At 61.3% G+C, this 23,326-nt stretch carries 25 protein-coding genes; 22 read left to right on the plus strand and 3 right to left on the minus strand.

The window, feature by feature from the left end; genetic code table 11:
- The first annotated feature begins 3 nt into the window (after positions 1-3).
- The 14 genes from rplD to CSW57_RS24325 all read left to right on the plus strand — a co-directional run bounded on the left by rplD (position 4) and on the right by CSW57_RS24325 (position 9,274).
- Positions 4-666 (plus strand): 50S ribosomal protein L4, encoded by a 663-nt coding sequence (rplD, locus tag CSW57_RS17735; protein WP_099383950.1) that lies wholly within the window; start codon positions 4-6, stop codon positions 664-666.
- A 5-nt stretch (positions 667-671) separates the two neighbouring features.
- On the plus strand, positions 672-977 hold the full coding sequence (gene rplW, locus CSW57_RS17740) for a 50S ribosomal protein L23 (RefSeq protein WP_023956032.1): 306 nt from the start codon (positions 672-674) through the stop codon (positions 975-977).
- Between the two features lie 43 nt (positions 978-1,020).
- Entirely contained in the window at positions 1,021-1,857 is an 837-nt protein-coding gene (gene rplB / locus CSW57_RS17745; RefSeq protein ID WP_023956030.1) for a 50S ribosomal protein L2, read from the plus strand.
- 17 nt (positions 1,858-1,874) lie between these two features.
- Positions 1,875-2,156, plus strand: coding sequence for a 30S ribosomal protein S19 (gene rpsS / locus CSW57_RS17750; RefSeq protein ID WP_030164768.1), 282 nt, complete (start codon positions 1,875-1,877; stop codon positions 2,154-2,156).
- Positions 2,157-2,558 (plus strand): 50S ribosomal protein L22, encoded by a 402-nt coding sequence (gene rplV / locus CSW57_RS17755; protein WP_023956024.1) that lies wholly within the window; start codon positions 2,157-2,159, stop codon positions 2,556-2,558.
- A complete protein-coding gene (rpsC, locus tag CSW57_RS17760; RefSeq protein ID WP_023956022.1) occupies positions 2,558-3,397 on the plus strand; it encodes a 30S ribosomal protein S3 in 840 nt (279 codons plus the stop codon). Before rplV ends, rpsC begins: the two co-directional genes overlap by 1 nt.
- Positions 3,398-3,400: 3 nt before the next feature.
- The gene (rplP, locus tag CSW57_RS17765; protein WP_023956020.1) at positions 3,401-3,817 is read left to right on the plus strand and encodes a 50S ribosomal protein L16; all 417 of its coding nucleotides are present in this window, start codon (positions 3,401-3,403) and stop codon (positions 3,815-3,817) included.
- Positions 3,817-4,059: a 50S ribosomal protein L29 gene (rpmC, locus tag CSW57_RS17770; protein WP_099383951.1), complete on the plus strand. Its 243-nt coding sequence runs from the start codon at positions 3,817-3,819 to the stop codon at positions 4,057-4,059. Before rplP ends, rpmC begins: the two co-directional genes overlap by 1 nt.
- A complete protein-coding gene (gene rpsQ / locus CSW57_RS17775) occupies positions 4,056-4,349 on the plus strand; it encodes a 30S ribosomal protein S17 (protein ID WP_023956016.1) in 294 nt (97 codons plus the stop codon). The genes rpmC and rpsQ overlap by 4 nt, the downstream gene beginning before the upstream one ends.
- A 182-nt stretch (positions 4,350-4,531) precedes the next feature.
- Positions 4,532-5,311, plus strand: coding sequence for a sulfotransferase domain-containing protein (locus tag CSW57_RS17780; RefSeq protein WP_099383952.1), 780 nt, complete (start codon positions 4,532-4,534; stop codon positions 5,309-5,311).
- A 218-nt stretch (positions 5,312-5,529) separates the two neighbouring features.
- On the plus strand, positions 5,530-6,474 hold the full coding sequence (locus tag CSW57_RS17785; RefSeq protein WP_143696567.1) for a hypothetical protein: 945 nt from the start codon (positions 5,530-5,532) through the stop codon (positions 6,472-6,474).
- Entirely contained in the window at positions 6,474-7,046 is a 573-nt protein-coding gene (locus CSW57_RS24790; protein ID WP_189339306.1) for an AAA family ATPase, read from the plus strand. The genes CSW57_RS17785 and CSW57_RS24790 overlap by 1 nt, the downstream gene beginning before the upstream one ends.
- Positions 7,039-8,814: a hypothetical protein gene (locus tag CSW57_RS24320; protein ID WP_189339387.1), complete on the plus strand. Its 1,776-nt coding sequence runs from the start codon at positions 7,039-7,041 to the stop codon at positions 8,812-8,814. The genes CSW57_RS24790 and CSW57_RS24320 overlap by 8 nt, the downstream gene beginning before the upstream one ends.
- On the plus strand, positions 8,804-9,274 hold the full coding sequence (locus tag CSW57_RS24325; protein ID WP_143696570.1) for a hypothetical protein: 471 nt from the start codon (positions 8,804-8,806) through the stop codon (positions 9,272-9,274). The genes CSW57_RS24320 and CSW57_RS24325 overlap by 11 nt, the downstream gene beginning before the upstream one ends.
- Positions 9,275-9,796: 522 nt before the next feature.
- On the opposite strand, the gene CSW57_RS17800 is transcribed toward CSW57_RS24325, so the two are convergent.
- Complete coding sequence (locus tag CSW57_RS17800) at positions 9,797-10,120, minus strand: hypothetical protein (protein ID WP_143696571.1); 324 nt, start codon at positions 10,118-10,120, stop codon at positions 9,797-9,799.
- Between the two features lie 815 nt (positions 10,121-10,935).
- Here CSW57_RS17800 and CSW57_RS24520 point away from each other — a divergent pair.
- The gene (locus CSW57_RS24520; protein ID WP_189339307.1) at positions 10,936-11,088 is read left to right on the plus strand and encodes a hypothetical protein; all 153 of its coding nucleotides are present in this window, start codon (positions 10,936-10,938) and stop codon (positions 11,086-11,088) included.
- 1,933 nt (positions 11,089-13,021) lie between these two features.
- Positions 13,022-15,256, plus strand: coding sequence for a hypothetical protein (locus CSW57_RS17810; RefSeq protein WP_143696572.1), 2,235 nt, complete (start codon positions 13,022-13,024; stop codon positions 15,254-15,256).
- 4 nt (positions 15,257-15,260) lie between these two features.
- Here the strand turns inward: CSW57_RS17810 and CSW57_RS17815 are convergent, their stop codons facing one another.
- The gene (locus tag CSW57_RS17815) at positions 15,261-16,109 is read right to left on the minus strand and encodes a C39 family peptidase (RefSeq protein WP_099383959.1); all 849 of its coding nucleotides are present in this window, start codon (positions 16,107-16,109) and stop codon (positions 15,261-15,263) included.
- Positions 16,110-16,304: 195 nt separating this feature from the next.
- Here CSW57_RS17815 and CSW57_RS17820 point away from each other — a divergent pair, with 195 nt between their 5' ends.
- From CSW57_RS17820 to CSW57_RS17845, 6 genes are all read left to right on the plus strand, one after another.
- Positions 16,305-16,595, plus strand: coding sequence for a hypothetical protein (locus CSW57_RS17820; protein WP_099383960.1), 291 nt, complete (start codon positions 16,305-16,307; stop codon positions 16,593-16,595).
- A gap of 89 nt (positions 16,596-16,684) precedes the next feature.
- Positions 16,685-17,803, plus strand: coding sequence for an LLM class flavin-dependent oxidoreductase (locus tag CSW57_RS17825; protein ID WP_099383961.1), 1,119 nt, complete (start codon positions 16,685-16,687; stop codon positions 17,801-17,803).
- Positions 17,800-18,426: an FMN reductase gene (locus CSW57_RS17830; RefSeq protein WP_099383962.1), complete on the plus strand. Its 627-nt coding sequence runs from the start codon at positions 17,800-17,802 to the stop codon at positions 18,424-18,426. The genes CSW57_RS17825 and CSW57_RS17830 overlap by 4 nt, the downstream gene beginning before the upstream one ends.
- Before the next feature lie 254 nt (positions 18,427-18,680).
- Positions 18,681-19,190 (plus strand): lipoprotein LpqH, encoded by a 510-nt coding sequence (locus CSW57_RS17835; protein WP_099383963.1) that lies wholly within the window; start codon positions 18,681-18,683, stop codon positions 19,188-19,190.
- 107 nt (positions 19,191-19,297) lie between these two features.
- Entirely contained in the window at positions 19,298-21,094 is a 1,797-nt protein-coding gene (locus CSW57_RS17840; RefSeq protein ID WP_099384580.1) for a hypothetical protein, read from the plus strand.
- Positions 21,091-22,527, plus strand: coding sequence for a CHAT domain-containing protein (locus CSW57_RS17845; protein WP_099384581.1), 1,437 nt, complete (start codon positions 21,091-21,093; stop codon positions 22,525-22,527). The genes CSW57_RS17840 and CSW57_RS17845 overlap by 4 nt, the downstream gene beginning before the upstream one ends.
- Here the strand turns inward: CSW57_RS17845 and CSW57_RS17850 are convergent.
- Positions 22,476-23,315 (minus strand): hypothetical protein, encoded by an 840-nt coding sequence (locus CSW57_RS17850; protein WP_099383964.1) that lies wholly within the window; start codon positions 23,313-23,315, stop codon positions 22,476-22,478. The genes CSW57_RS17845 and CSW57_RS17850 overlap by 52 nt on opposite strands.
- Positions 23,316-23,326 lie beyond the last annotated feature (11 nt).

Consider the following 23,326-nt stretch of genomic DNA (forward strand, 5'->3'; position numbering starts at 1 on the left):
CCAGTGAGCGTCAACACTGAGAAGCAGCAGACCCGCACGATCGACGTGAAGAGCTTCGGCGGCAAGACCGACGGAACCGTCGAGCTGCCTGCCGAGATCTTCGACGCACCGGCGAACATCTCGCTGATGCACCAGGTCGTCGTCGCGCAGCAGGGTGCCGCACGCCAGGGCACCCACGCCACCAAGACGCGGGCCCAGGTCCGCGGTGGCGGCGCAAAGCCGTACCGCCAGAAGGGAACCGGTCGCGCCCGCCAGGGCTCGACCCGCGCCCCGCAGTTCACCGGTGGTGGCACCGTCCACGGCCCACAGCCGCGCGACTACAGCCAGCGCACCCCCAAGAAGATGAAGGCAGCCGCCCTGCGCGGTGCCCTCTCCGACCGGGCCCGCAACGACCGCATCCACGTGATCACCGAACTGGTTTCCGGGCAGGCCCCGTCCACCAAGTCGGCTCGTCAGTTCCTCGAAGAGCTGTCCGATCGTCGTAAGTTCCTGCTGGTCGTCGGACGTGAAGACGTCGCCGCATGGAAGAGCGTGCAGAACCTGCAGCATGTTCTGCCCATCGCACCCGACCAGCTGAACACCTACGACGTGCTCGATGCCGACGAGGTCGTCTTCAGCCGCGAGGCACTGGGCGCATTCGTCGACCAGAACAAGAAGGAGGCCTGAGTTCCATGACAGTTCAGGCAAACCCCCGCGACATCATTCTGGCGCCGGTCATCTCCGAGAAGTCCTACGGACTGATCGAGGACAACGTGTACACGTTCTTCGTGCACCCGGAGTCGAACAAGACCCAGATCAAGATCGCCATCGAAGAGATCTTCGGCGTGCAGGTCTCGAGCGTGAACACCGCCAACCGTCAGGGCAAGCGCAAGCGCACCCGGTTCGGTTACGGCAAGCGCAAGGACACCAAGCGCGCGATCGTGACACTGACCGCAGACAGCAAGCCCATCGAGATCTTCGGAGGCCCGGTCGGCTGACGCCGCTCGGACTCCACCGAAGAAGTAGAGGACAAGAAGACTCATGGCTATTCGTAAGTACAAGCCGACGACCCCCGGTCGTCGTGGCGCTTCCGGCGCGGACTTCTCCGAAGTCACTCGTGACACCCCGGAGAAGTCGCTGGTTCGTCCGCTGCATGGTCGCGGTGGACGAAACGCCCACGGCCGCATCACAACCCGTCACAAGGGTGGTGGCCACAAGCGTGCCTACCGTCTGATCGACTTCCGTCGCCACGACAAGGACGGCATCAACGCCAAGGTCGCTCACATCGAGTACGACCCGAACCGCACTGCGCGGATCGCGTTGCTGCACTACGTCGACGGCGAGAAGCGGTACATCATCGCGCCCAAGGGACTCAAGCAGCACGACGTGGTGGAAAGCGGCCCGACCGCCGACATCAAGCCGGGCAACAACCTCCCGATGCGCAACATCCCGACCGGTACCCAGATCCACGCTGTGGAGCTGCGTCCCGGTGGCGGCGCCAAGATGGCTCGTAGCGCCGGTGCCTCGATCCAGTTGCTCGGTAAGGAAGGCCCCTACGCCACGCTGCGTATGCCTTCCGGTGAAATCCGTCGCGTCGACGTGCGCTGCCGCGCCACCGTCGGCGAGGTCGGTAACGCCGAGCAGAGCAACATCAACTGGGGCAAGGCCGGCCGTATGCGTTGGAAGGGCAAGCGCCCGACCGTCCGTGGTGTCGTGATGAACCCGGTCGACCACCCGCACGGTGGCGGCGAGGGCAAGACCTCCGGTGGTCGCCACCCGGTCAGCCCGTGGGGTAAGCCCGAGGGCCGTACCCGCAAGAACAAGGCCAGCGACAAGCTGATCGTCCGTCGCCGGCGCACCGGCAAGAACAAGCGATAACAGGAGGGAGTTAGAGAATGCCACGCAGCCTCAAGAAGGGCCCCTTCGTCGACGACCACCTGTTGAGCAAGGTCGACGTTCAGAACGAAAAGGGCACCAAGCAGGTCATCAAGACCTGGTCCCGTCGGTCCACCATCATTCCGGACTTCATCGGTCACACCTTCGCCGTCCACGACGGCCGCAAGCATGTGCCGGTGTTCGTCTCGGAGTCCATGGTCGGTCACAAGCTCGGCGAGTTCGCGCCGACGCGCACCTTCAAGGGACACATCAAAGACGACCGGAAAGCGAAGCGTCGGTAGATGAGTACTGAAACAACCAATCCGACCGCCAAGGCGACCGCGAAGTTCGTGCGTGTCACGCCGATGAAGGCGCGTCGTGTCATCGACCTGGTCCGCGGCAAGAACGTGGACGAGGCCCTCGACATCCTGCAGTTCGCGCCCCAGGCTGCGAGCGAGCCGGTTGCCAAGGTGCTCGCCAGCGCCGTGGCCAACGCGGAGAACAACCTCGACCTCGACCGTCGCACCCTCGTGGTGTCGCAGGCGTTCGCCGACGAGGGTCCGACCATGAAGCGGTTCCGTCCGCGCGCCCAGGGGCGTGCCTTCCGGATCCGTAAGCGGACCAGCCACATCACCGTCGTGGTGGAAAGCATCGCCAGGAGCGACGCGGCCGCCGGCCGCAATCGCCGGAAGGGAGCTCAGTAGTGGGCCAGAAGATCAACCCGCATGGCTTCCGTCTCGGTATCACCACGGACTGGAAGTCCCGGTGGTACGCAGACAAGCAGTATGCGGAATACGTCAAAGAGGATGTCGCCATCCGCAAGCTCCTGGCCACCGGCCTCGAGCGCGCCGGCATCGCCAAGGTGGAGATCGAGCGCACCCGTGACCGGGTTCGCGTCGACATCCACACCGCCCGTCCGGGCATCGTCATCGGTCGCCGCGGCGCCGAGGCCGACCGGATCCGTGGCGACCTGGAGAAGCTGACCGGCAAGCAGGTCCAGCTGAACATCCTCGAGGTCAAGAACGCCGAGTCGGAAGCTCAGCTGGTGGCACAGGGTGTCGCCGAGCAGCTCAGCAACCGCGTGGCTTTCCGCCGGGCGATGCGTAAGGCCATCCAGTCGGCCATGCGTCAGCCCAACGTCAAGGGAATCCGGGTCCAGTGCTCGGGTCGCCTCGGCGGTGCGGAGATGAGCCGCAGCGAGTTCTACCGCGAAGGTCGGGTGCCGCTGCACACGCTGCGCGCAGACATCGACTACGGCCTCTACGAGGCCAAGACAACCTTCGGCCGTATCGGCGTGAAGGTGTGGATCTACAAGGGCGACATCGTCGGTGGCAAGCGCGAGGCTCTGTCCTCGTCGGCTGCTCCGGCTGAAGATCGTCGTCCGCGTCGTCCGGCCCGCCCGAAGCGGAGCGGTTCGTCGGGTACCACAGCGACCAGCACCGAAGCTGGACGCGCGGCCACCGCGACCGCAGATGCACCTGCGGCTGTCGACGCTCCAGCGACAACGCCTGCCCCCGCGCAGGCCGAGAACCAGGAGGGCTGAGGCATGTTGATCCCTCGTCGGGTCAAACACCGCAAGCAGCACCACCCCAGCCTGAAAGGTCAGGCCAAGGGCGGCACCAAGGTGACGTTCGGTGACTACGGCATCCAGGCACTGGAGTCCGCCTACATCACCAACCGTCAGATCGAGTCAGCTCGTATCGCGATCAACCGGCACATCAAGCGTGGCGGCAAGGTGTGGATCAACATCTTCCCCGACCGCCCGTTGACGAAGAAGCCCGCCGAGACCCGCATGGGTTCCGGTAAGGGTTCGCCCGAGTGGTGGGTCGCCCCGGTCAAGCCGGGTCGCGTGCTGTTCGAGATGAGCTACCCCAATGAGGAGACCGCTCGCGAGGCCCTGCGTCGCGCGCAGCACAAGCTCCCGATCAAGACCCGCATCGTGACCAGGGAGGAGCAGTTCTGATGTCTGTCGGAATCGCCGCCGCCGAGCTCCGCGAGCTCAGTGACGAAGAACTGGTCGAACGTTTGCGTGAGTCGAAGGAAGAGCTGTTCAACCTTCGGTTCCAGATGGCCACCGGTCAGCTCGACAACAACCGCCGGCTGCGTACCGTGCGTCGCGAGATCGCGCGCGTGTACACCGTCATGCGGGAGCGCGAGCTCGGCCTGGCCGCCGGACCCGATAACTCGGACGGTGACGACGCATGAGTGAGGACCAGAAAGTGACTGAAACGTCCACCACCGAGGAGCGTGCACGCCGCAAAGAGCGGATCGGGTACGTCGTCTCGGACAAGATGCAGAAGACCATCGTGGTCGAGCTGGAAGATCGTGTGAAGCACCCGCTTTACGGCAAGATCATCCGCACCACCAGCAAGGTCAAGGCTCACGACGAGAACGAGACCGCCGGTATCGGCGACCGCGTTCGCCTGATGGAGACCCGTCCCACCAGCGCCACCAAGCGCTGGCGTCTGGTCGAGGTCCTCGAGAAGGCCAAGTAAGCCAAGCAGTTTCACGAAAGCGGCCCGTCCCTTTGTTGGGGCGGGCCGCTTTTGTTGAGATGACGCCTTCCTAGGGGTGCTACCGGTGAAAACTGCTGTTACTCTGCACAATGTCGGACCTCCACGATGCTTCGCGGACACCATCCGGCGACGGGTAACTCGTTACTTCAACTGGGAGTCGCATGATTGCATCGTGGAGCACGATCTGCTCGTACCCGAAGACGGGCAGGACTTGGATTCGCTTCATGTTGGCTGAGTACTTTAGCCTATCTTACGATCTGAATGTGGATGTCAATCTGCTAAATGTATATACATTGATTCCGAACATCGATACAAACGTTCACGGTCGAGGGCGAGACTCAATCAGAGCGGAACTTCGAGAACGCCAGAAGGTTGGGATGCAGCATTCGTGGAGCGATTCCAGGTTCATGAAGTCAAATGACACAGTGGTGCTCGTCCGCGGTTTCGAAGACACTCTCGTTTCGCATTGGATGCACGCGCGATTTCACTATCAGGCCGAAGGAAGAAGTATTTCTGAGTTTATCCGATCGGCCGACACTGGATTGCCGCAGATACGTTTATTTGCTGAGTACTGGGCGCCGAGATTCGATGATCCAAATGTATCGTTCGTCTCGTATGAAGCGATGATTTCCAGGCCGTTGGAGACATTCGAGTTCTTGCTCGCAGCGCTGGGGGTACCTGTTGAACGGCAAATTGCTCAACAGGCGGTCGAGAAGTCAACATTTGAACGAATGCAGCGGATAGAAGTTGAAGAAGGAATGTTGGGGATACGCTATGACCGATCAAACCCAGAAGCGCTCAGGGTGCGAAAAGGAATAGTTGGCGGCTTTCGGGAGGTGCTCTCGCCTCACGACTGCACCTATATCGCAGCAGAGGTAGCGAAATCGGAAGAACTCAAGGAGATTTCTTCCTTGATTGCGGGTCAATGCCGAATGAGCTAACGAACTCATGGGAATCGAAGGTTCCGCGCTGGGTTCGTGAAAATGAACCGCGTTGGGTTCTTGAAAGGTCGCATCAGTCATACCGACCTGACACTAAGGTTCGAAGAAGATGTAAGGTTGTCTACCTCTTAGATGGTCCGCTCTTTCCGATTGGCGACGGAGGTAGTCACGTCAAGAACGGGATCATATCTGCCCTGGGCAGGTCCGATTTCGAGATCATGGCTGTTGCAGCACTCTGGCCCTTTATGGACGAGAACCATTTTCGCGATCTTGGTATCGAAATACTGTGGGCGTCGCCGGATCAGTACTTTAGCGATGAATGGCTAGGTTCGATTCTAAATGAGTTGGGCTGCGAGCTCGTTTTCGGCGACAGTATTGAGACCTTGGAGCGACTCGATAGGACTGTCGGTACACCGAAAATTGCAGCGTTCTTCCTAGACGATTTCGCCGAGACATCGAAGATGCGCGGTGACAGTGAAACCCAGGCTGTAACTATACGTCGACTTCAGGGCCGTCTGCTAAGGGAAGCGCCGGTCGTCTTGCTGAGGGGAAACGGAATGGAGTTGAGCGCCAGAAATTCGGACGGTCTTATTACTCATGTGACTTATGGAGTCTCCCGCTTTCGTCAAATAGACGTCTGTCAAAGCGGCCCAATTTTGTACCTGGGAAACTTCTTTTATCCTCCAAATCGATCTGCCCTGCGAAGGGCGGCTATGGCGTGCGAAGGTCTTCGAAAGTTGCGTGTCGTCGGACCGATTTCATCAGAAGGTGCAAGTTTCCTGCGCAAGCACGGTCAGACCGATATTGTGGGGTGCGTTGACTCAATCGAAGAAGTGGCCGATGGTTGTTGCGGCGCCTTGGACCTAGCTCAGAGTGGTTCGGGAACAAGCACGAAGATTCTTACGTACGCAAAGTTGGGGCTGCCGGTAATTTGCACCCCATTTGCCTTGCGCGGCATCAACGATTGCCTCGGCGAACTGTGTCGTGTCGTGGAGTCAGAGGATCAGCTGAGTAAATCGATCTGCTCGATTCCGGACGACTTTGAACTTTCTGTCGTAAACTCAATTGAAGCTCGAAACATCGTGATGACTCGATACGATCTGGATGCAGAGGCTTCCGCTTTGGTAAATAGCCTAACGAACTATTTTCGATTGGACGAGTAGTGATCATTTGGTTCAATGGATGCCCGGGAGCCGGAAAAACTTCGGCCGCCGAAGTCCTTCACGGACTAACGGGAGTGCACACAATTAATCTGGAGAAGATAGGTCGAATGCTTCAGAGGTTCACTGGCGTGGATGACTATCAGTATTCAGCGATTTGGCAGACTATTGCTCGCCGAGCTCCCGTAAGTATGGCCCGTCTCTTCGGGCACGTGGTCGTCGACATGACCCTACTCGATCCTGGCGTGCGGCTGCGAACTATCGATGTTATCAAAGATGCTGATGAGAAATTAGTAGAGATATTTCTTCATGCTGATCGAGAGAATTTGTCTAGCCGAATACGAGATAGAGGCGGAGTCAGCGTGGATTGGTGCCTTTCAAATCTGGAGCGGTTCATGGCCTATGGAATACCAGCTTGTGCTGAGATCGTGTTGGTTACCGACGATCTTGAGCTCAAAGACATTCGAACAGTCGTCGCGGATGCGTGTACCCCTTTGCTTTCCCGATCCGGTTCAGCGAATCTAGCAATACGTCACTCCAGCTTGCAGGAAAGCATTGGAGGATTAAGTGGTTGAGATTGAGGGGGGCCCGAAAGGCTATACCCTAATCTGCGGAACTGCCGGTGTGCAACTGAGCAAGACTACTGTCGAGATCGCTACATACCTCGCAAACAAAAACGGAAGTTCTGAGGTCTCGTACAGCGAGGGCGAAAAAGAAAATCAAAAGAATATTCTGTCGTGGGTCGTCGGCCCGCGACCTGAGGCAATTCGAATATGGAATACCAATATCGCAGACTCGGTGCAAAGTCTAGACGAAACGAAACGGTTTCGGTTTATGTCTTGTCATCTGACGCTATTTCAGCATAATCGCAACGTGATGTTTGCGCCAGCTCTTACGGAATCGTTTAAGTCTGAGCGTCTCGTGCCGAACCGGATCGTGGTGTTAATCGACGATGTTTATGACGTATACAAAAGACTTTCTGAATCGGGCGAGAATGCACTCTGGTTTGAGGCTGATGCTGAAAAGAGCATGGAAAGGCGTCTCTTGCGTTCCGCTGGTTTTGAGGATGGCACACGTGAGTTCTCGAACGAAGAACGTCTTCTCAATTTGGGTATTACACGCATAACTGGAATCCAAAGACTGATTGCTTGGCGTCGAAGTGAGATGCAGTTTGCCGAGAATCTTGCGGCGCAGCTTGGCGTTGCCGAACTGTATCTGATTGCAGTGAAGCATCCGATGAGTGTGATGGAACAGCTTTTAAACCAGAATCAGCCCCCAGTAGCAACGTACGTCTCACATCCGATCGCCAGACTGAAACAACAATTCGAGGAAACGGGGGGTGAGGAATGGCCTGATTATGTGCGACGCGTTACCGAACTTCCAATCCGATTGCTTGAGCATGCTGGAAGCGTGGTTGGCATCTCGCCAACGACGATCGACGAGTCTAGGTTCAAGCCTCCGGAGCGCGAACATGTGCACATGAGAACTGGCGGGATGACTAAACGATGGCCGGTTCATACTAACAATCGTCGCATTAATGATTCGAATGCAGTCACGGATGACAAATACGGGTACAGTGACGATATTTTCAGTAGCAATGTAGCGATATCCTCGGGCTACGTGCGCACACTAAACGCTATGTTGTCTGACGAAGTTCCTTTCCGTGACCACTACATAATAGTTCACACTCCTAACCTGTTGCTTTACCAACCGAGGGAGGATGGATTGCCAATCTCTGCGGGAGTTGGCTATGAAGTGGACCATTTCGCTGAGCTTGCGGATCACGGATCGTCGCGCAAAATGGTTGCTGTCCACGATATCGCGGACGTTCACAGCATCATGTTCGGTGACGAGCGTTCGGTTGATGTTGGATTGCGAAGACTCTCGCTCGGTGACGCCTGTATAGCGATGAATGGCGCTGCAGTAGAAAGTCGCGTTCAGACTATAAATGAGAGGGATGCTGAAGGTATTCTTAAGGGTGTGGAACCCGTGGACTCATTTCTCGGACGGCCAATCCCGGATGCGGTTTTGGCAAGTATTAAGAATACTGGCTACCATGCACTTGCGTGTTCATATCTATATCGAACACTTACCGGACTTGACAGTGTAAGGGATTGGGCGTTGGTGATTATCGCAGATTTGTCCAGCAACGGATATCTACCCTTGGTGGGTGAGTGGTTACGGACGGGTCGCACGGCAGACGCGCGTAGACTTTGCGGCACTGGTGCATGCGCAGGGGCGTTAATAAGTGGCCTGTCCGATGTTCGGCAGATGGGTTCAATCCCGTTAGAGGATTGGGCGCGGGAGTTTCTTGTGGAAGAAGGTGATCGTCGTGCCCGATGACAGTGCAGACGGTGAAGGTGGCAGGCTTGCAGAAGGATTAGAGCATGCGTGGGCCTGGTTCTCTGTCCACGCAACTCAGCGTATGCAGCTCGTCAATTATTTCATTGTGGCATGTGCATTTCTGGTCGCCGGGGTAATTGCCTCGGTCGGTGCCGATGTGCCTGTCGGAGGCTGCATTGTGTCGTTGTTTGGAGTCTTTACTGTCGATAGATTTTGGGATTTGGAGAAAAGGACGAGATCGTTGGTGCGTATTGGTCGTTCAGCGCTAATCGAATTGCAGCATCGCCTGGCGTCCGACTGTGCGATTCCCGCGCTGGAATTGGCAGCTCTCGCCGAGGCTGACACTGCAAACTCAGGGCACTACTCACGGTCCATTTCGTCGCTCTATGCTGGAATGGCTCTGCTTTTTGGGTCTTTAGCATTTCTGTGCGCCGTCTTAGCCGCCATGCAGATCCTATGAGACCTGCAACTTGCGGTATTCTCGTTGAATGCACGAGATTTCCGTGGATGCTGTGACGGCGTCAAAATTGTGCGAGAACAAGCCCATCGAGTCCGTTGCCGAAGTAGCTTGTTCTGGGCGACCAGCTTGTCATAGCGGGTATGCCCTCGGGGCCGCTGTAGGGACGAATGTGGTTGAAGGTCACGTGCGAGTGGGCGCAACGACTTCCTCGGCCGAGAGCGGGGAAGACCGGTGGAAGCTCAGGCACATCGGGGTGTTCGCCTTCTGGAACGGTGCGCCATCGGGGGCTGCGTAGAATTCTTCGGTACCCAGGCGCCCGATGTCGTTGATCCGGCTGCCTTGGCAGAAGAAATCTCGTTCGCGGCGGTTATCTGAACTGGCGTGTTGACCCGTCCGAAGAACTGGGTCGAGGCGGTGCCGACGATCTTGGCATCGATGTCCTTGGGTGCCTGCGTCGCGAACACCAATCCCGATCCGTATTCTCGCGCCTGCGCGCTAGGCCAACGGTGGTCGCGTACACTGTCACTCGTCCCGACGGGACCAGGTCTGGGCTTCATCCATGACGAAGAGTGCACCGCGAGGTCGATCGCCGGGTGGGTTCTTCTTGATCCAGGTGAACAGGGCAAGCTCGAGCTCGTACACGAATCCTCGCTGACTGCCTTCGGCGGGCAGCCTGATCAGGCTGACCACCGAGATCCGGGCCGTTTTGCCGGCCGTCGGAGTAAGCAGGACCGATGGGTCGACAGGTGTTCCTCCGCCGCCCAGCATCGTGTAGATGATCATCGCGGCCTTGAGGTTCTCCGCCAGGATGCACGCGGGCTTTTCGGTGTCGGTCAGTCCACTCATGTCATCCGTCATCTCTGACAGGAGGGCGACGTATCTGGCGATTGACCCGCCGCCTTCTCGGCTATACAGCGCTATGGATCGTATGAGGATGGCTGCTTGCGGAGCCGCTTTCGGGCCGCTGACCCTACGCAGGTTTGAGCGCGGACACTCCGGCGCGACGGCCAGATCGAACTCGTCCGGGTTTTCTTGGACGGCCGCAGAATCGGGAGAGGCTGAAAGCTCAACGGGCGCCACCGCTAAGTCCCGCCGTCCAGATCACGGCCTCGACGTTCGCGAAATAGTCGACTGCCTTCGCGGCATCGTCGCCGGACCATGCTGGCGGCGGGTCGCGCCAGGCGGTTCCGAGCTTCGAGCAGGTCGTTGTTGGGATCGAGGATGATCGCGGAAACGCCTTGCGGTGCTCATCCTTCGATCAGCCGCCAGATCATCACCGTCTTTGCCCGAGCCGGAGCCGGCGAGGATCGCTGTGTGCTTGCGCAAGGCCTCGAACTCGACAGTGGCCTCGCGGACTTCGCGACACCGAGCCGGATGGTGGTCGATACGGTGGTTTGGGGTGAAACCGCGGGAGCTGGCTCGTCGACGGGTGGGACGACCGGGGTTTCGGCGGTGGTCTCCGCGGACACCACCGGCGTCGTGAAGCAACGTCCTTCTGGTTCCGAGGCGACTGGCTCGGGTTCGGGATTTTGGCGTTGATTCCCGCTGTTCCGAGCGAACTGGTCAGCAGGTCGACGTCGTGGGCCGGTTGTCGACCGTGCAGCCAGGTGTCGCGTCCGGCCGGCGTCTTCTTCAGCATTCTTTGAGCGCAATGTTTCGCGATGTCGGATGCCGAGAACCTGGCCGCCTTCAGCCAGGTCGGAGACCACGTCCGCGGTCTTCGGTCCGCCGGGCCATTCGACGTTCCGCAGTATGAAGAGCTGACGCCGGGACGCGGTCATCGCCAGACCCGCGTCAATGGTCGCGTTGCGTAGACGCGATTCGACGGCTCCGGCATGGGTGGCCGAGATGGCCCGGAACGCCCAGTACTGTTCGTCGTCGATCTGGGAATCGAGGGTTTGGCGGAGCCAAGAGTGAATACAAAACTGGCTGCCGATCGGATCGAGAACGAATTCCGCGCCCGACCCGGATTCGATGACCCAGGCCCTGCAGACCTGCACTCAGCAAGGGGGTGGCACGACGGTATCTTCCTTCTTGGGTCGACGGCTGCGGCGGTGAGCGCATCGCTGATGTGGCGTTGGTAGATGCCGTCGAGGCCTGCGGGCGGTGTCTCGACCTTCGAAGTGGTCGCCTTCGAAGACAACTTGGTCGACTCACTGACGAGGAATTCGAGTTCGGTGACCTCGTCAGCGCCCAAGTATTCGTTGATGTGCCGGTCGACGTGTTTGATTAGCAGCCTCGCGTTGAGCGTGGCCGCTTCGGCGAAGGCCTCGTCCTCAATTGGCCAAGTGGGGTAGGGCGGCTTGAAAGCAGCGCCTGCATACGACCGGTGAGGCGCCGTTCGACCAGGTGCCTGCAACTGTGCCGTTGGGAAGGATAATGTGCTGCGGAACTGACTGATCCGGAACCGAAGCTCGCTTGTGTCTCAATGATCGTCCATACCGACGGGAGGCAGGACACCACCGTCACCGTTCGCAGCAGCACCTCGCGCAACGACATCAACCCGTGCGCGACCTGGTCAACCACAAGGCTGGGATTCGATGTTCCGGGTGAAACATCGGTGCGAAATCGATATTGAGCCTGCATTGTGTCGATCTGATCGATCGCCAAAACGGTGGGCCCACTTGCGGCCAACTACGAATATGCGTGGACGGTCTGATCATGCGGGAGGGCGCGCGGCGGCAACTGCCACTCAGTTCGTTCGGTGGCGTCGATCTCGCCGATGTTGTTTCTTGAGTTACGCAATTCCTAGATCGTTCAGTTGCGGACTCGGCGCCGCCGTCAACACCAGCGCGCGCAGCGTGGCGTGGTGACTGCGGATTAATGGCGCTGGCGGGTCTGATCCTGGGTTACTCCTTCCTGGTGGGTTGCTAATCTACTGGTTGGTGATCGCCATCGTGGCGATCGCCGACAGCGGTTCGAGTTACTAAAAGCCCGTCCCTGTATTACCTTGTTTAACTATCTAATTCGGAGTCATCAACTCGATCTCGTCGACTCATTTCGCCCGAGATCGGGTACCGGGATGTGTCATCATCGCCTACGTCGGTCGTCCATTCGGATCGGGGCATGATGCCAAACAAGAAGTCGCGTAGTGAATGGCTGGCCAGCGTCACACCGCCGTTCAGAATCGCCGGTCATCGCGTCGCCGCTGCGGCTGTCGCCGGCGCGCTAGTCGTCGGTGCGGCCCTGCTTATCTGGAAGATCGATGAAGCGTCGCCGACGGGTATCGTCGCGTACGAGTTCGGTCAGAACCCGATCGATGCAGACGCCGCTCGCACTGCGATCGAAGCCGATTGGTGGTTTCTCGCCGGCTATGGCCTTATCTTGCTTGCCTCGACATTGAGTGCACGACTGCTTGCGTTCTCCGATTTCGGTAAAGGCGTCACATCATTCGGTGTTGCCGCAGCGGTGGTGACGATAGTCGCTGATGTCGCCGAGAACTGCCTGTTGTTAGGCCATGACCGCAATCTCGCGGCAGTCGCCGCGACCATCAAGTTCGTGGCGCTCATCCCTGCGCTGGTTGTGGCATTGATGTCGGTAGGAGCTGTTCTTCGGCTGTGCAGATCTCGATTCCTGGTTCGCGGCGGCGGCCTCTGGGGCGACGTCATCGAGCGAGATGCAAGAACGGCGCGTGGTGAAGATGAACTGCGTTGGCACCGGGGATACTGGATCCCCCGCGAAGGTAGAAAGGCCGGGGCAACCGCAATTTGTCTGTCCGGCGGTGGTATTCGATCGGGGTGCGTGGCAATGGGTGCCATGCAGACCTTCTCGGGCACCAATCCCGATCCGAATGGCAAGGATCTTCCCAAGGTGATCGACGAAGTCGACTACATCATCTCAGTCTCGGGCGGTGGCTACAGTGCCGGTGCTCGGCTGTTGGCCATGCAGAAAAAGGAGGGTGACAGCATGGCACCCTCCAAGCTATCCGACAGATACGCGGCCGGCTCGCCCGAGTTCGAGCACATGCGCAAGCACTCTAGCTATATCGCTGATACGCCGGCCCAGCTGCTCGACGCGTTGACAAAGGTCGCGAAGAACATGATCTTGTCCCTCGTTGTTCTCTTTGCGCCGGCGGTAGTGCTGGGTGTGCTCGTCGGTCTTTTCTACGACCAGGTACCGCTGGCGGCGTTTGTTCCGGTTCCAGATGCTTTCCTTGGCGAGACCGACAACAACTTGATCGGCGGATGGACCGCGTCCATGGATCCTCCGGCGTCGGGCCTCGTCGACAATTCAGGAGCTGTGTGGCTGGCCGTCGTAGTTCCTGCTGCGCTGGGGATTGTCATGTTCTCGTTCAGTGTGCTGATCGAAGTCTTTTGGACCAACGAGTGGGCCGAGAGCTGTCGCTACGCCACTCGAAAGGTCGCCATGGCGTGGACAGCATTCACGCTCCTGATGCTGCTGATCGTCGCTGGTCTGCCAGCCTTGATCCGCGCATGTGCGGCATTGGCGAACGATGACGGCGAAACTGCCTTCGTGCTGGCCGGTTCCACGGCTTCGGCAGTGGTGGTGCTGAACTACTTCGGGGTCCTCGCCGCGATGGCGTGGAAGAACAAGGCATTCTTCTCGCGGTTTGCTTCGAAGTTCGGCGCCGGAGGAGTTAAGCCAGGAGCCGCCAAAGCATTGCCACGAGGCGTCTTCCAGCTCATACTCGTTGTCCTGACGCTGGTTGTCTTGGCCGCGGCCTGGCTGGCGACCGTGGGCGGGGTGGGTGCTGTCATCTTCTATGTTGCTGCGACTAACGGCGATCCGTTGGTGCCAAGAGCTGCCTGGACAACTCTCCTGGTGGCATTAGTTGCAATCGTGGTGGTTGGTTGCCCCGACGTCACGTCGTTCAGCCTCCATCCGTTTTATCGGCGTCGGCTGGCGCGTGCGTTCGCGGTGCGACGACGCAACCGCGCCGGTCGGGTCTTCGCGGAGCCCTACCCCGACAAAGAAGGCACTCGCCTCGACGAATACGGGTCTGTCGGGGGGGTCGACATTCCTGAGTTCGTATTTGCGGCCGCCGCTACCGTCTCAGGTGAGATGAAGCCCGCGCCCGGCCTGAATGTCGTCTCGTTTGCGCTAGGACACAATTACATTGGTGGCCCCGACGTCGGCTGGATGAAAACCGGGAAGCTATTTGAGAAGTCCACCAGCCGGATCAAGCGCGACCTCACTGTGGAGGCGGCTGTCGCGGTCAGTGGTGCCGCGTTCGCCTCCGCCATGGGGCGGCAGAACAACGGCTACCAGACGCTACTGGCGGTGTCCGGAGCTCGCCTGGGGACGTGGCTGCCAAACCCGAACTACCTGCGGTTGTCGATGGAGGAGCAGAACCTCCAGGCGTGGTCGTGGCCTCAGGGACTGCCGCGTTTCCGTGGATTCACATACCTGCTTCGGGAGGTGTTCGGTATCAACCCCGATGCTGGCCGGCTGGTGCAGGTCACTGACGGTGGGCACTATGAGAATTTAGGGCTGGTCGAGGCGCTGCGGCGACGGTGCACCCTGATCTACTGCATCGACGGCAGCGGGGACACTCCGCCACGTCTAGGCACCCTGGCCGACGCGTTGCGGCTGGCCAAATACGAACTCGGCGTCGACATCGTCTTCGATCACGGTGACGACTTGAACCCGAGCAACCTGGTGCCGGGAAGTGGTACGACCTTCGGGCCCGATGACCAGTTCGAGGCGCTGAACGACCGCATAACCAAAGGAGCAGTGATCCGCGGGCAGATTTACTATCCCGACGCTGCAGGACTGCCAAAGGACACAGGTGCGACCCTCATCTACGCGAAGGCGGTTCTGTCGGAGCAGTGCCCGCTTTGGCTGCAGACGTACGCCGGTGCGAACGACATCTTCCCCCATGACAGCACATCCGACCAGTGGTTCAATGAGGGCCAGTTCGCGGCGTACACGGAACTGGGCCGATTGATCGCCGCCGAGGCGTTGACAGCGGTCCTTTCGGCCTCGGCGGCTCCCTCCGATCAGCAGGACACCGCCTCATAGTGATTCAGTTCCCGCCGATGACCACCGGAAGCACGTTCCACGGGCGATCGGTGAGCCAATCGATGACGTTGGAGAGCCCTGGTGTCTCGTCCGCATCGAGGTCGTCGAGAAGCGGATCCCGTGTGGGGTCGCCCTCGGACACACCGGCATTAGGTGAGGGCTCGTCGCACACGATCATCGTGTTGTCGGCTTCGCCCCATGCCTCCTCGAACTCGTCGAGTGGGACTTCCATGCGGTCGCCGTCGGGATGCCCTGGGTCGCTGAGGTAGACCACGCCTTTGTCGGTGTCGATCTCGCTGATCACCACACAGTGATCGCCTCCCTGGTCGCGACCCATGGCCTCGTCGCGCTCCTCCTGCTCCGGATCCCAGTACTCTCCGGAGTCGACGTACAGCATGACGCCGCGCCCTTCCTCCAGAGCCGTCGCGAGGTCGTTCATCGTGCCCGTCTCGACGGTGGCCGGGATCCCGTTCTGTTCGAGCAGGTCTGCCGCAGCGTAGATGGGCATGCCGTTCTCGATCTCGCCGTCGAGGAAGTAGCCGTTGTCCTGGGCCATCTCGACAAAGGCTTCTTCGCTCTGGATGTCTTCGCCGGTGTACTCCGCAACGATCTGGGCGACACTCGCCGGCACACAGGTGCCGTTCACGGCTTGCTGGAACCAGTGTTCGGAGTATTCGTCGGCGTCGCCGCCGACTCCGTCAGACGGTTCCGCGGGCTCGTCCGGCGGAGCCGCATCCTGATCGGGCCACAGTTCGGTCAGCACCGACTCGAGTTCGTCCAGTGCGCCGGTGTCGTCGGCCGCCGACGCTGTCGAGCTGTCCTGCGGGCCGTATTCGGCATCGCCTTCACCCATGGCTGTTCCCTTCGATCAGATCCGATGTCGATTGGATCGGCGTCATGGCTCGAATGTTCCCGTGATGAGCGAACCCGGAATGTCGGGCGTCCAGGAAGCTCACAGCCAGGTGCCAGAGTTCTACGAGTTCGCGTTTCTACCTTGTGAGGAGTCGGCCCGGGCAAAACAGGCCGGGCTTCAGGAAGGGAGGACAACATGCAGGTCAAGAAGGCGTTCACGCGGACGGTGGCAACGGGGGCAATCGGCCTGGCTTCGCTGGGAGTCGGCGGGGCTGTGGCCGAGGCGACGGCAGCGCCGGCGGCGACATCATCGACAACGACGCAGGAGGGCCCCACCCGGACAACCACATCGTCCCCGGGCGCGGTCAAACGCCCGGATCTTGCGACATTCACTTTCCGCGGGCAGGAGGTCACCCCCACCTACGACCGGTACAAGCGTGGTTGGGGCTTCTGGTTCTTCGGCTTCTGGGTCCCAGTCGTTCTGTGACAACCGCTCGGCAGCCTCAGTCGACGTGACGAAATAATTCGGACCACGGTCCGGTTATGATGAACGTAGCTTTTACCGAGGAGGTAGCCATGCAGTTCGGAATCTTCACCGTCGGCGATGTCACCGTCGACCCCACCACCGGTGTGGAACCCACCGAGAACGACCGGATCAAGGCAATGGTCGCCATCGCCAAGAAGGCGGAAGACGTCGGACTCGACGTATTCGCCACCGGTGAGCACCACAACAAGCCGTTCGTACCCTCTTCTCCCACAACGATCCTCGGCTACATCGCGGCCCAGACCAAGACTCTTCAGCTGTCGACATCGACCACACTGATCACCACCAACGATCCGGTGAAGATCGCCGAGGACTTCGCGATGTTGCAGCACCTGGCCGACGGTCGTGTCGATCTGATGCTGGGCCGCGGCAACACAGGCCCGGTCTATCCGTGGTTCGGCAAGGACATCCGTCAAGGCATCCCGCTCGCGATCGAGAACTACCATCTGCTGCACCGACTCTGGACCGAAGAGGTGGTGGACTGGCAGGGAAAGTTCCGTACGCCGCTCACCTCGTTCACCTCCACGCCGCGACCGCTCGACGGCGTCGCGCCCTTCGTCTGGCACGGGTCGATCCGTAGTCCGGAGATCGCCGAGCAGGCCGCCTACTACGGGGACGGCTTCTTCGCCAACCACATCTTCTGGCCCAAGGAGCACTTCCAGCAGCTGATCGGTTTCTACCGCGAGCGCTACGAGCACTACGGTCACGGCACCGCCTCCCAGGCCGTCGTGGGACTCGGCGGGCAGTTCTTCATCCGCCCCAAGTCGCAGGATGCGGTCAACGAGTTCCGGCCGTACTTCGACAACGCGCCGGTCTACGGCCACGGCCCCTCGCTTGAGGAGTTCACCGCGGACACACCGCTGACCGTCGGCAGCCCACAGCAATTTGTGGACAAGACGCTGAGTTTCCGTGAGCACTTCGGCGACTACCAGCGCCAGCTGTTCCTGGTCGACCATGCGGGACTGCCGCTGAAAACCGTACTCGAACAACTCGACCAGCTCGGTGAGGTGCTGCCGCAACTGCGGGCGGGATTCGCCGAGGGGCGCCCCTCGGACGTTCCGGACGCGCCCACCCACGCATCGCTGGTGGCCGCACGAAGCACTGCGGTCACCGGTGAGGACACAGTCGAGGCGGAGGCGGTCAGCCGATGAATCCGACTCGTGTGGTGGTCGTGAGTGCCGGGGCCGGTGAACCGTCGTCGACTCGGCTACTGGCCGACAGGCTCGCCGCTTCGGTTCAGGCGCAACGTGATTCGGTTGTCGTCGAGACCGTGGATCTGCGGGAGATCGCGGTGGACATCGCCCGGAGCATGATCACCGGATTCCCGGTGGGTGCTGCGGATCCCGCGGTGAAGGCTGTTGTCGAATCCGATGCCGTCATTGCCGCGACGCCGGTGTTCAACGCGTCCTACAGCGGATTGTTCAAGTCGTTCTTCGACATCATCGACAAGGACAGTTTTGCCGGTAAGCCGGTGCTGATCGCTGCCACCGGTGGTAGCCCGCGACACTCGATGGTTCTCGATCACGCTGTGCGGCCGATGTTCTCGTATCTGCGCGCTGTGGTGGTCCCGACCGGTGTGTATGCCGCGTCCGAGGATTGGGCGGGTACCTCCGGCGACACCGCCACGCTTGCCGACCGGGTGGATCGTGCCGCCGGAGAACTGGTGGCGCTGTTGGGCGGCACCCGTACGACGCCATCGCCGGTCGACGGAGACGAAGCCGGGATCGCCAACTTCGCTCGGCTGCTGGGGGAGTCCTTCCACCAACCGAACTGATCGCGCGATCGGCCCACGGACACACTCCATGGCATCAGCGCCCCCGGCAACACTGCCGGGGGCGCCTTCGCGTCAGCGGGCTGGACACCGGATGTGCGAGGTCAGCGGTGGCCTTTTGATCTACATAGGCGATTCGATCGCGTCGGCGAACGGTGGACAAGCGCCGAAAATTGGGATCGGTAGCCCCTCGGCCGGGCTTTAGTTGTCCCATGCCGGAGCCACACGGAAGGCGCCGCACAACGAAAGGAAGACCAATGAAACGAGTCCTCACAGCCACCCTCGGACTGATCGCCAGCGCAACCCTGCTGATGGCCTGCTCGGACGACAGCAGCAGCAACGCAGACAGCAGCCCCGCGGCCAACCCGGTCGCAACCAGCCAGACGAACGGAACCGAGGTTTCCACCGGCGGCGACACCGAGGTGAAGGTAGAGGGCAAGGATCTCGCCGGCGTCGACCTGAACTCGGTGAGCTGCGTGAAGCAGGGCGGCAAGATCAACGTCGGCAGCGGCTCCACCGGCGGCCAGCAGGGCCTGGGCATCGTGATGACGGATGAGGCCACCCCGAAGGTCGAGTCGCTCGGACTGGTGGTCGACGGCAACGCGCTGGCCGTGACCAACGGGATGGGGATGTCGGTCGGATCGGCGAAGGTCTCGGTGGACGGTGACACCTACACCATCACCGGTGAGGCCGAAGGCGCTGACATGAAGAACCCGACGGCCGGGATGATCAAGAAGGAGTTCAGCATCAAGGTGAGCTGCAACTGATCTGAACCGATGAGAATGCGGCGGACGTGCATCGCACGTCCGCCGCTTTCGTGTGTGGTGCCCGTGTACGCGGTTGCCCGCTGGTCCGCGATCAATATGATGCAGCCATGTCGGTGGCCGGTGATCTCGAGCGCGCGCGTGACCTCGCCTGCGCCGACGACCACGCCGCGGCCCGCGATCTGTTGTTGTCGCTGATGCCGAAGATCGAACAGCTCGACCGAGACGATCTGATGCTCGAGGTGTTCGCCCAGCTCGGCGCGATTTACCTGACTCGCAGCGCTCACGACGGGGTCGTCGAGTGTATCCGCAGGATTCGCGATTGCGTCGGTGTCTATTCGGAGATCCTCGCCGGGAAGATGCCCGAAGCCGAGGCGCAGGTGACCATGTCATCCGACGACATCACCCGGATGGTCCACCGGTACACCGGGCACGCGGATGTCCTCGACATCGGCTTGGCATCAGCTCGCGGTGACCACGACGAAGCGGCGCGGCGGCTTGCGCATCTGAGCGGCAACGCAGTGGGCGACCCCGATTCGGACCCCGACCAACGATTTCATGTCACACATGCACGCATCCTCACCGCGATCGCGCTCGGTGATGTCGACGAGCACATGGCCGCAGCGCCCCTTTGGGAACTCGGCCTCGAAGAGTTGCACACCTTGAGGCGGAGCGTGTCGGAACCCGGCCCGCCCTCGCCCTCCGATGCCTGGAGCGGTCCGGGCCCGGTAGATGTCGACCGGCTTCAGGTGGACGCTGGGATCGGCTACGGCAGATTCTGTGTGCTGACCGGCCGGCTCGACGAGGCCGGCTCGCAGCTTCGTCGTGCAGGTGCGCTTGCGTCGCAACGCGACTGGCCGCTGGCATCGGCGCGGAGCGAACTCGAACGCGCGGCTCTCGCCTGGGCTCGGTCCGACCATGCGGACACCGAACGCCTGGCCCAGGCTGCGTACCCGGTGTTGGCCACGTATGCGGTCGCGGATGACGTCTCCAGATGCTGGTTGTACCTGGGACTCACCCGGATGGCCGCGGGCGAACTGCAGGCAGCCGACCACTGCTGGGAACAGGCGCAGCGGCACTGGGACGAACTGGGTATACCCCTGCATCGTCACCGGATTTTGATGCAGCGCAGTTGGATACCGGTGTTTTGTGGACAATTCGATCGCGCCCGGGAAATGGTCGGGCAGGCCCGGATGCTCCTGGACGCGACCCCCCAAGCGACTTGGCTGCATCACGCCCGCCTCGATGACCTGACCGGATCGATCTGGCGAGCAGAAGCCCTCGCCGACATGGGTTTCGACGGCATCGGTGATCCGCTCGCCGACTGGAGTTCGGTGGAGGCGCGGGTTGCGATGTCGGAGGGCATCACCACGGCGACCGACGGGACGGCCGGCCATCTCTCGGCCCAGCCCAAATTCGAACGGGCCGCCGCGCTGAAGATACCCGCGGCGCTTGCCGTCGACAGTGTGCGGCATTCGATGCCCGACGCCGAGGCTCGTTCGCGCTGGGCCCGGTCGGTCTCGGCCCCGGTGATGGCCGGCGCCTTCGCTGTGGCGTGGGAATGGGACAACACCTCATTGGTCGCCGAGATGATCGAATACGTCAGTGCACGGGGAACATTCGGCCTCGACCCGAGTGTGTCCGATGCTGTCGGCAGTGAGTGGGCACTGACTGCGACGGGGGCCACCCCGGTGCACTCCGTTGCCGACATCGACGAGAACCGCGCGGTGGCTGCCGGGGCCACGACCACCGCGGTCACCGGCGGTCTGACCCGGCTGGGTCCGTTGCCCCCGCTGCAGATGGACCGCGGTGGCGGCGCGATCCTGGCAGAGTATCGACGGCTGGCCGCCGAACGCTACGGACGCGAGGTCACGAGTGACGAGCCGATGTGGCCCACGTGGAGATGACCAGCGCGCCACCAACAAGATTGGTCCTGCGGTTTGCCGACGTGGGAGTTGCGACATACGCCAGTCTGCGGGTGGTGGGCGAGCCCGCACGCACCGTCACCTGGGTGGTGGAGGAGCCGTTTGTGGTGGCCGCGATCGAGCAGGTGGCCGATGCACTGCCCTCGCCGCGCGACGGCGAGACGATGGTGGATGCCCTTCAGCGGTCACTCCTGTCGGGCCCGTTTGCCGATCCGTCGACCGAGTTGCGTGCGTCGTACCATCTCGGGCTGCTGTTGCTCTCGCAACAGGCATGGTCTCTTTTGCTCGAATGTGTGGCGGCCATTCGCCCCGTTCTGCATCTCACTCCCACGGCGCGGCTGGCACAGATCCCGTTCGCCCTGCTCGCGTTGCCATCGGTGTATCCGACCGCCGACCAGTTGGTGCGCGCCAAGGCCGGGGCCGTGTTGGCCACCGGAGAGGTACTCGCGCGACTGCCCTGGGAGGCAGGCGATCTCACCGCGTACACCGAGGGTTACCGGCTGATGGAACTGGTGGATCTCGTGATGTCGCCCCCGGCGAACATCGTCCACGCTCCGAGACGCCCGGCGCGCTGGGAGGAGCGCCGCACCTCACCTCCGGTTCTCATCCTCGATCCCCGCGTGCCCGGGCAGACACCTTCCTCGCCTCTGGGTTCGGTGTTGGGCAGACCGTCGCCGGACAGCATGGTGGCGGAACACTTCGCCGGAGCACTGACGAGCCATGCCGTGTATCCGCCGGTTTCGGACACGGTCGAGTTGTTCAGGCGCCGCGACACGGACCGGAACTGGTTGTCGGTTGTGTTGCATGACAAGCCGAGCAGGCTGCTGTTCGTCGGTCATGCCAGTGCGGCCGCGAGCGAGGTGGGCTACGCCGAGCGGTCGGCGTTGCACCTGTCGTGTACAGCTCTGCATCCCGGGCTGGCGGATGCAGTGGGCAGCCATCGACCGTGGACGGCCGCCGACCTCCTCGCCGACACCGAGCGCTGGCCGATGCCCCCGCGAGTGGCCTTGGTGGCGTGCGCATCCGGCACCGATCACCGGTTCGACGAGCCGAACGGTTTGGTCGCGGCCATGATCCTGGCCGGGTCGGAACTGGTGACGGCGACGTTGTGGTCGTTGCCGACAACGGCCGGGTATCGAAGCCTCGCCGAAGGCGATACCGCCATCGACCCCATGGGGGAGTTGATCACAGCCGTGGACAGCGCCCACGAGAGCGATGACCCGGTGGTGGTACTCGGTCGGTGGCAGCGCGCGCAGATGAGACGCTGGCGATCGGGGGATGTCACTGCGCACCCGGTGTTCTGGGCGTCCCTGGTCACCTTCTCAGTGCCTGATCGGGAACGTGAGATCGGTGCTGTGCCGGCTCAGCTTCGTGGGACACAGACCGCGACACGGGAGGAATCAGAGGAGCGGTAGTAGGTGTCGATGATGCTGCCCGGTTCGACGTTCGTCACCGAGCTGGCCGGAATGAACGTAACCTCGTGTGCGGGGAACTGGCCACCTTCGGGCCGGTTCACGATCACGTCGAGTTCGACCTCACGGTAGTCCTCGCACACCCGGCCGGTCGGCTGCATGGCCGTCACCACCGCATGCGACCTGACGCCCCGCCGGATGAGGTCGAGTTTGTCCGCCGTGGTCAATCCCTTACGGATGAGCATGGTGTCGAAAGCCGCTCGCGCTGCGGTCATGTCGTCGGCCAGTCTGACTTCGGACGGTCGTGCGGGGTCGAACCGGACGGCGAGCACCACACCCGGCCACAGGGTGGCTCGTGAGCCCTCGGCGTCGAATCCGTGGTGATTCAGTTGGCCCCGAAAGTGCTGTCCGGACACGGTTTCGACGTCGACGATGATCGTGGGTGCCGCGGCCCTGTGGCCAACCGCGGCCCTGTCGTCAACCCAAGCGCTGTCGCCGACCGGCGGCATGTCCTCGACGGCATGGACTGTGGCCATGCCGATACCCGGTTCGTCCAGAGGCGCGGGCTTCGGTTCGTCGTCGGAACAAAGGCTCATGCGGGACGACGGCCGCATCTCGCCGAACGACACCAGAGCCGCGCCGGCGAGGGCAACGGCCCCGACCGAGACCAATGCGGCGCTCGGCAGGAGGAATGCGACGGTCGCGATCAGCGCGACCGTCGTCCACGACGCCAAGGTCGCCACCGCAGGAGTCGAGGTCGAACCGAACTGGGGGTGGGGTGCTTGTTTCATGGATCAAGGGT

It is taken from the genome of Williamsia muralis (assembly GCF_002735905.1).
Taxonomy (GTDB): Bacteria; Actinomycetota; Actinomycetes; order Mycobacteriales; family Mycobacteriaceae; genus Williamsia; species Williamsia muralis_A.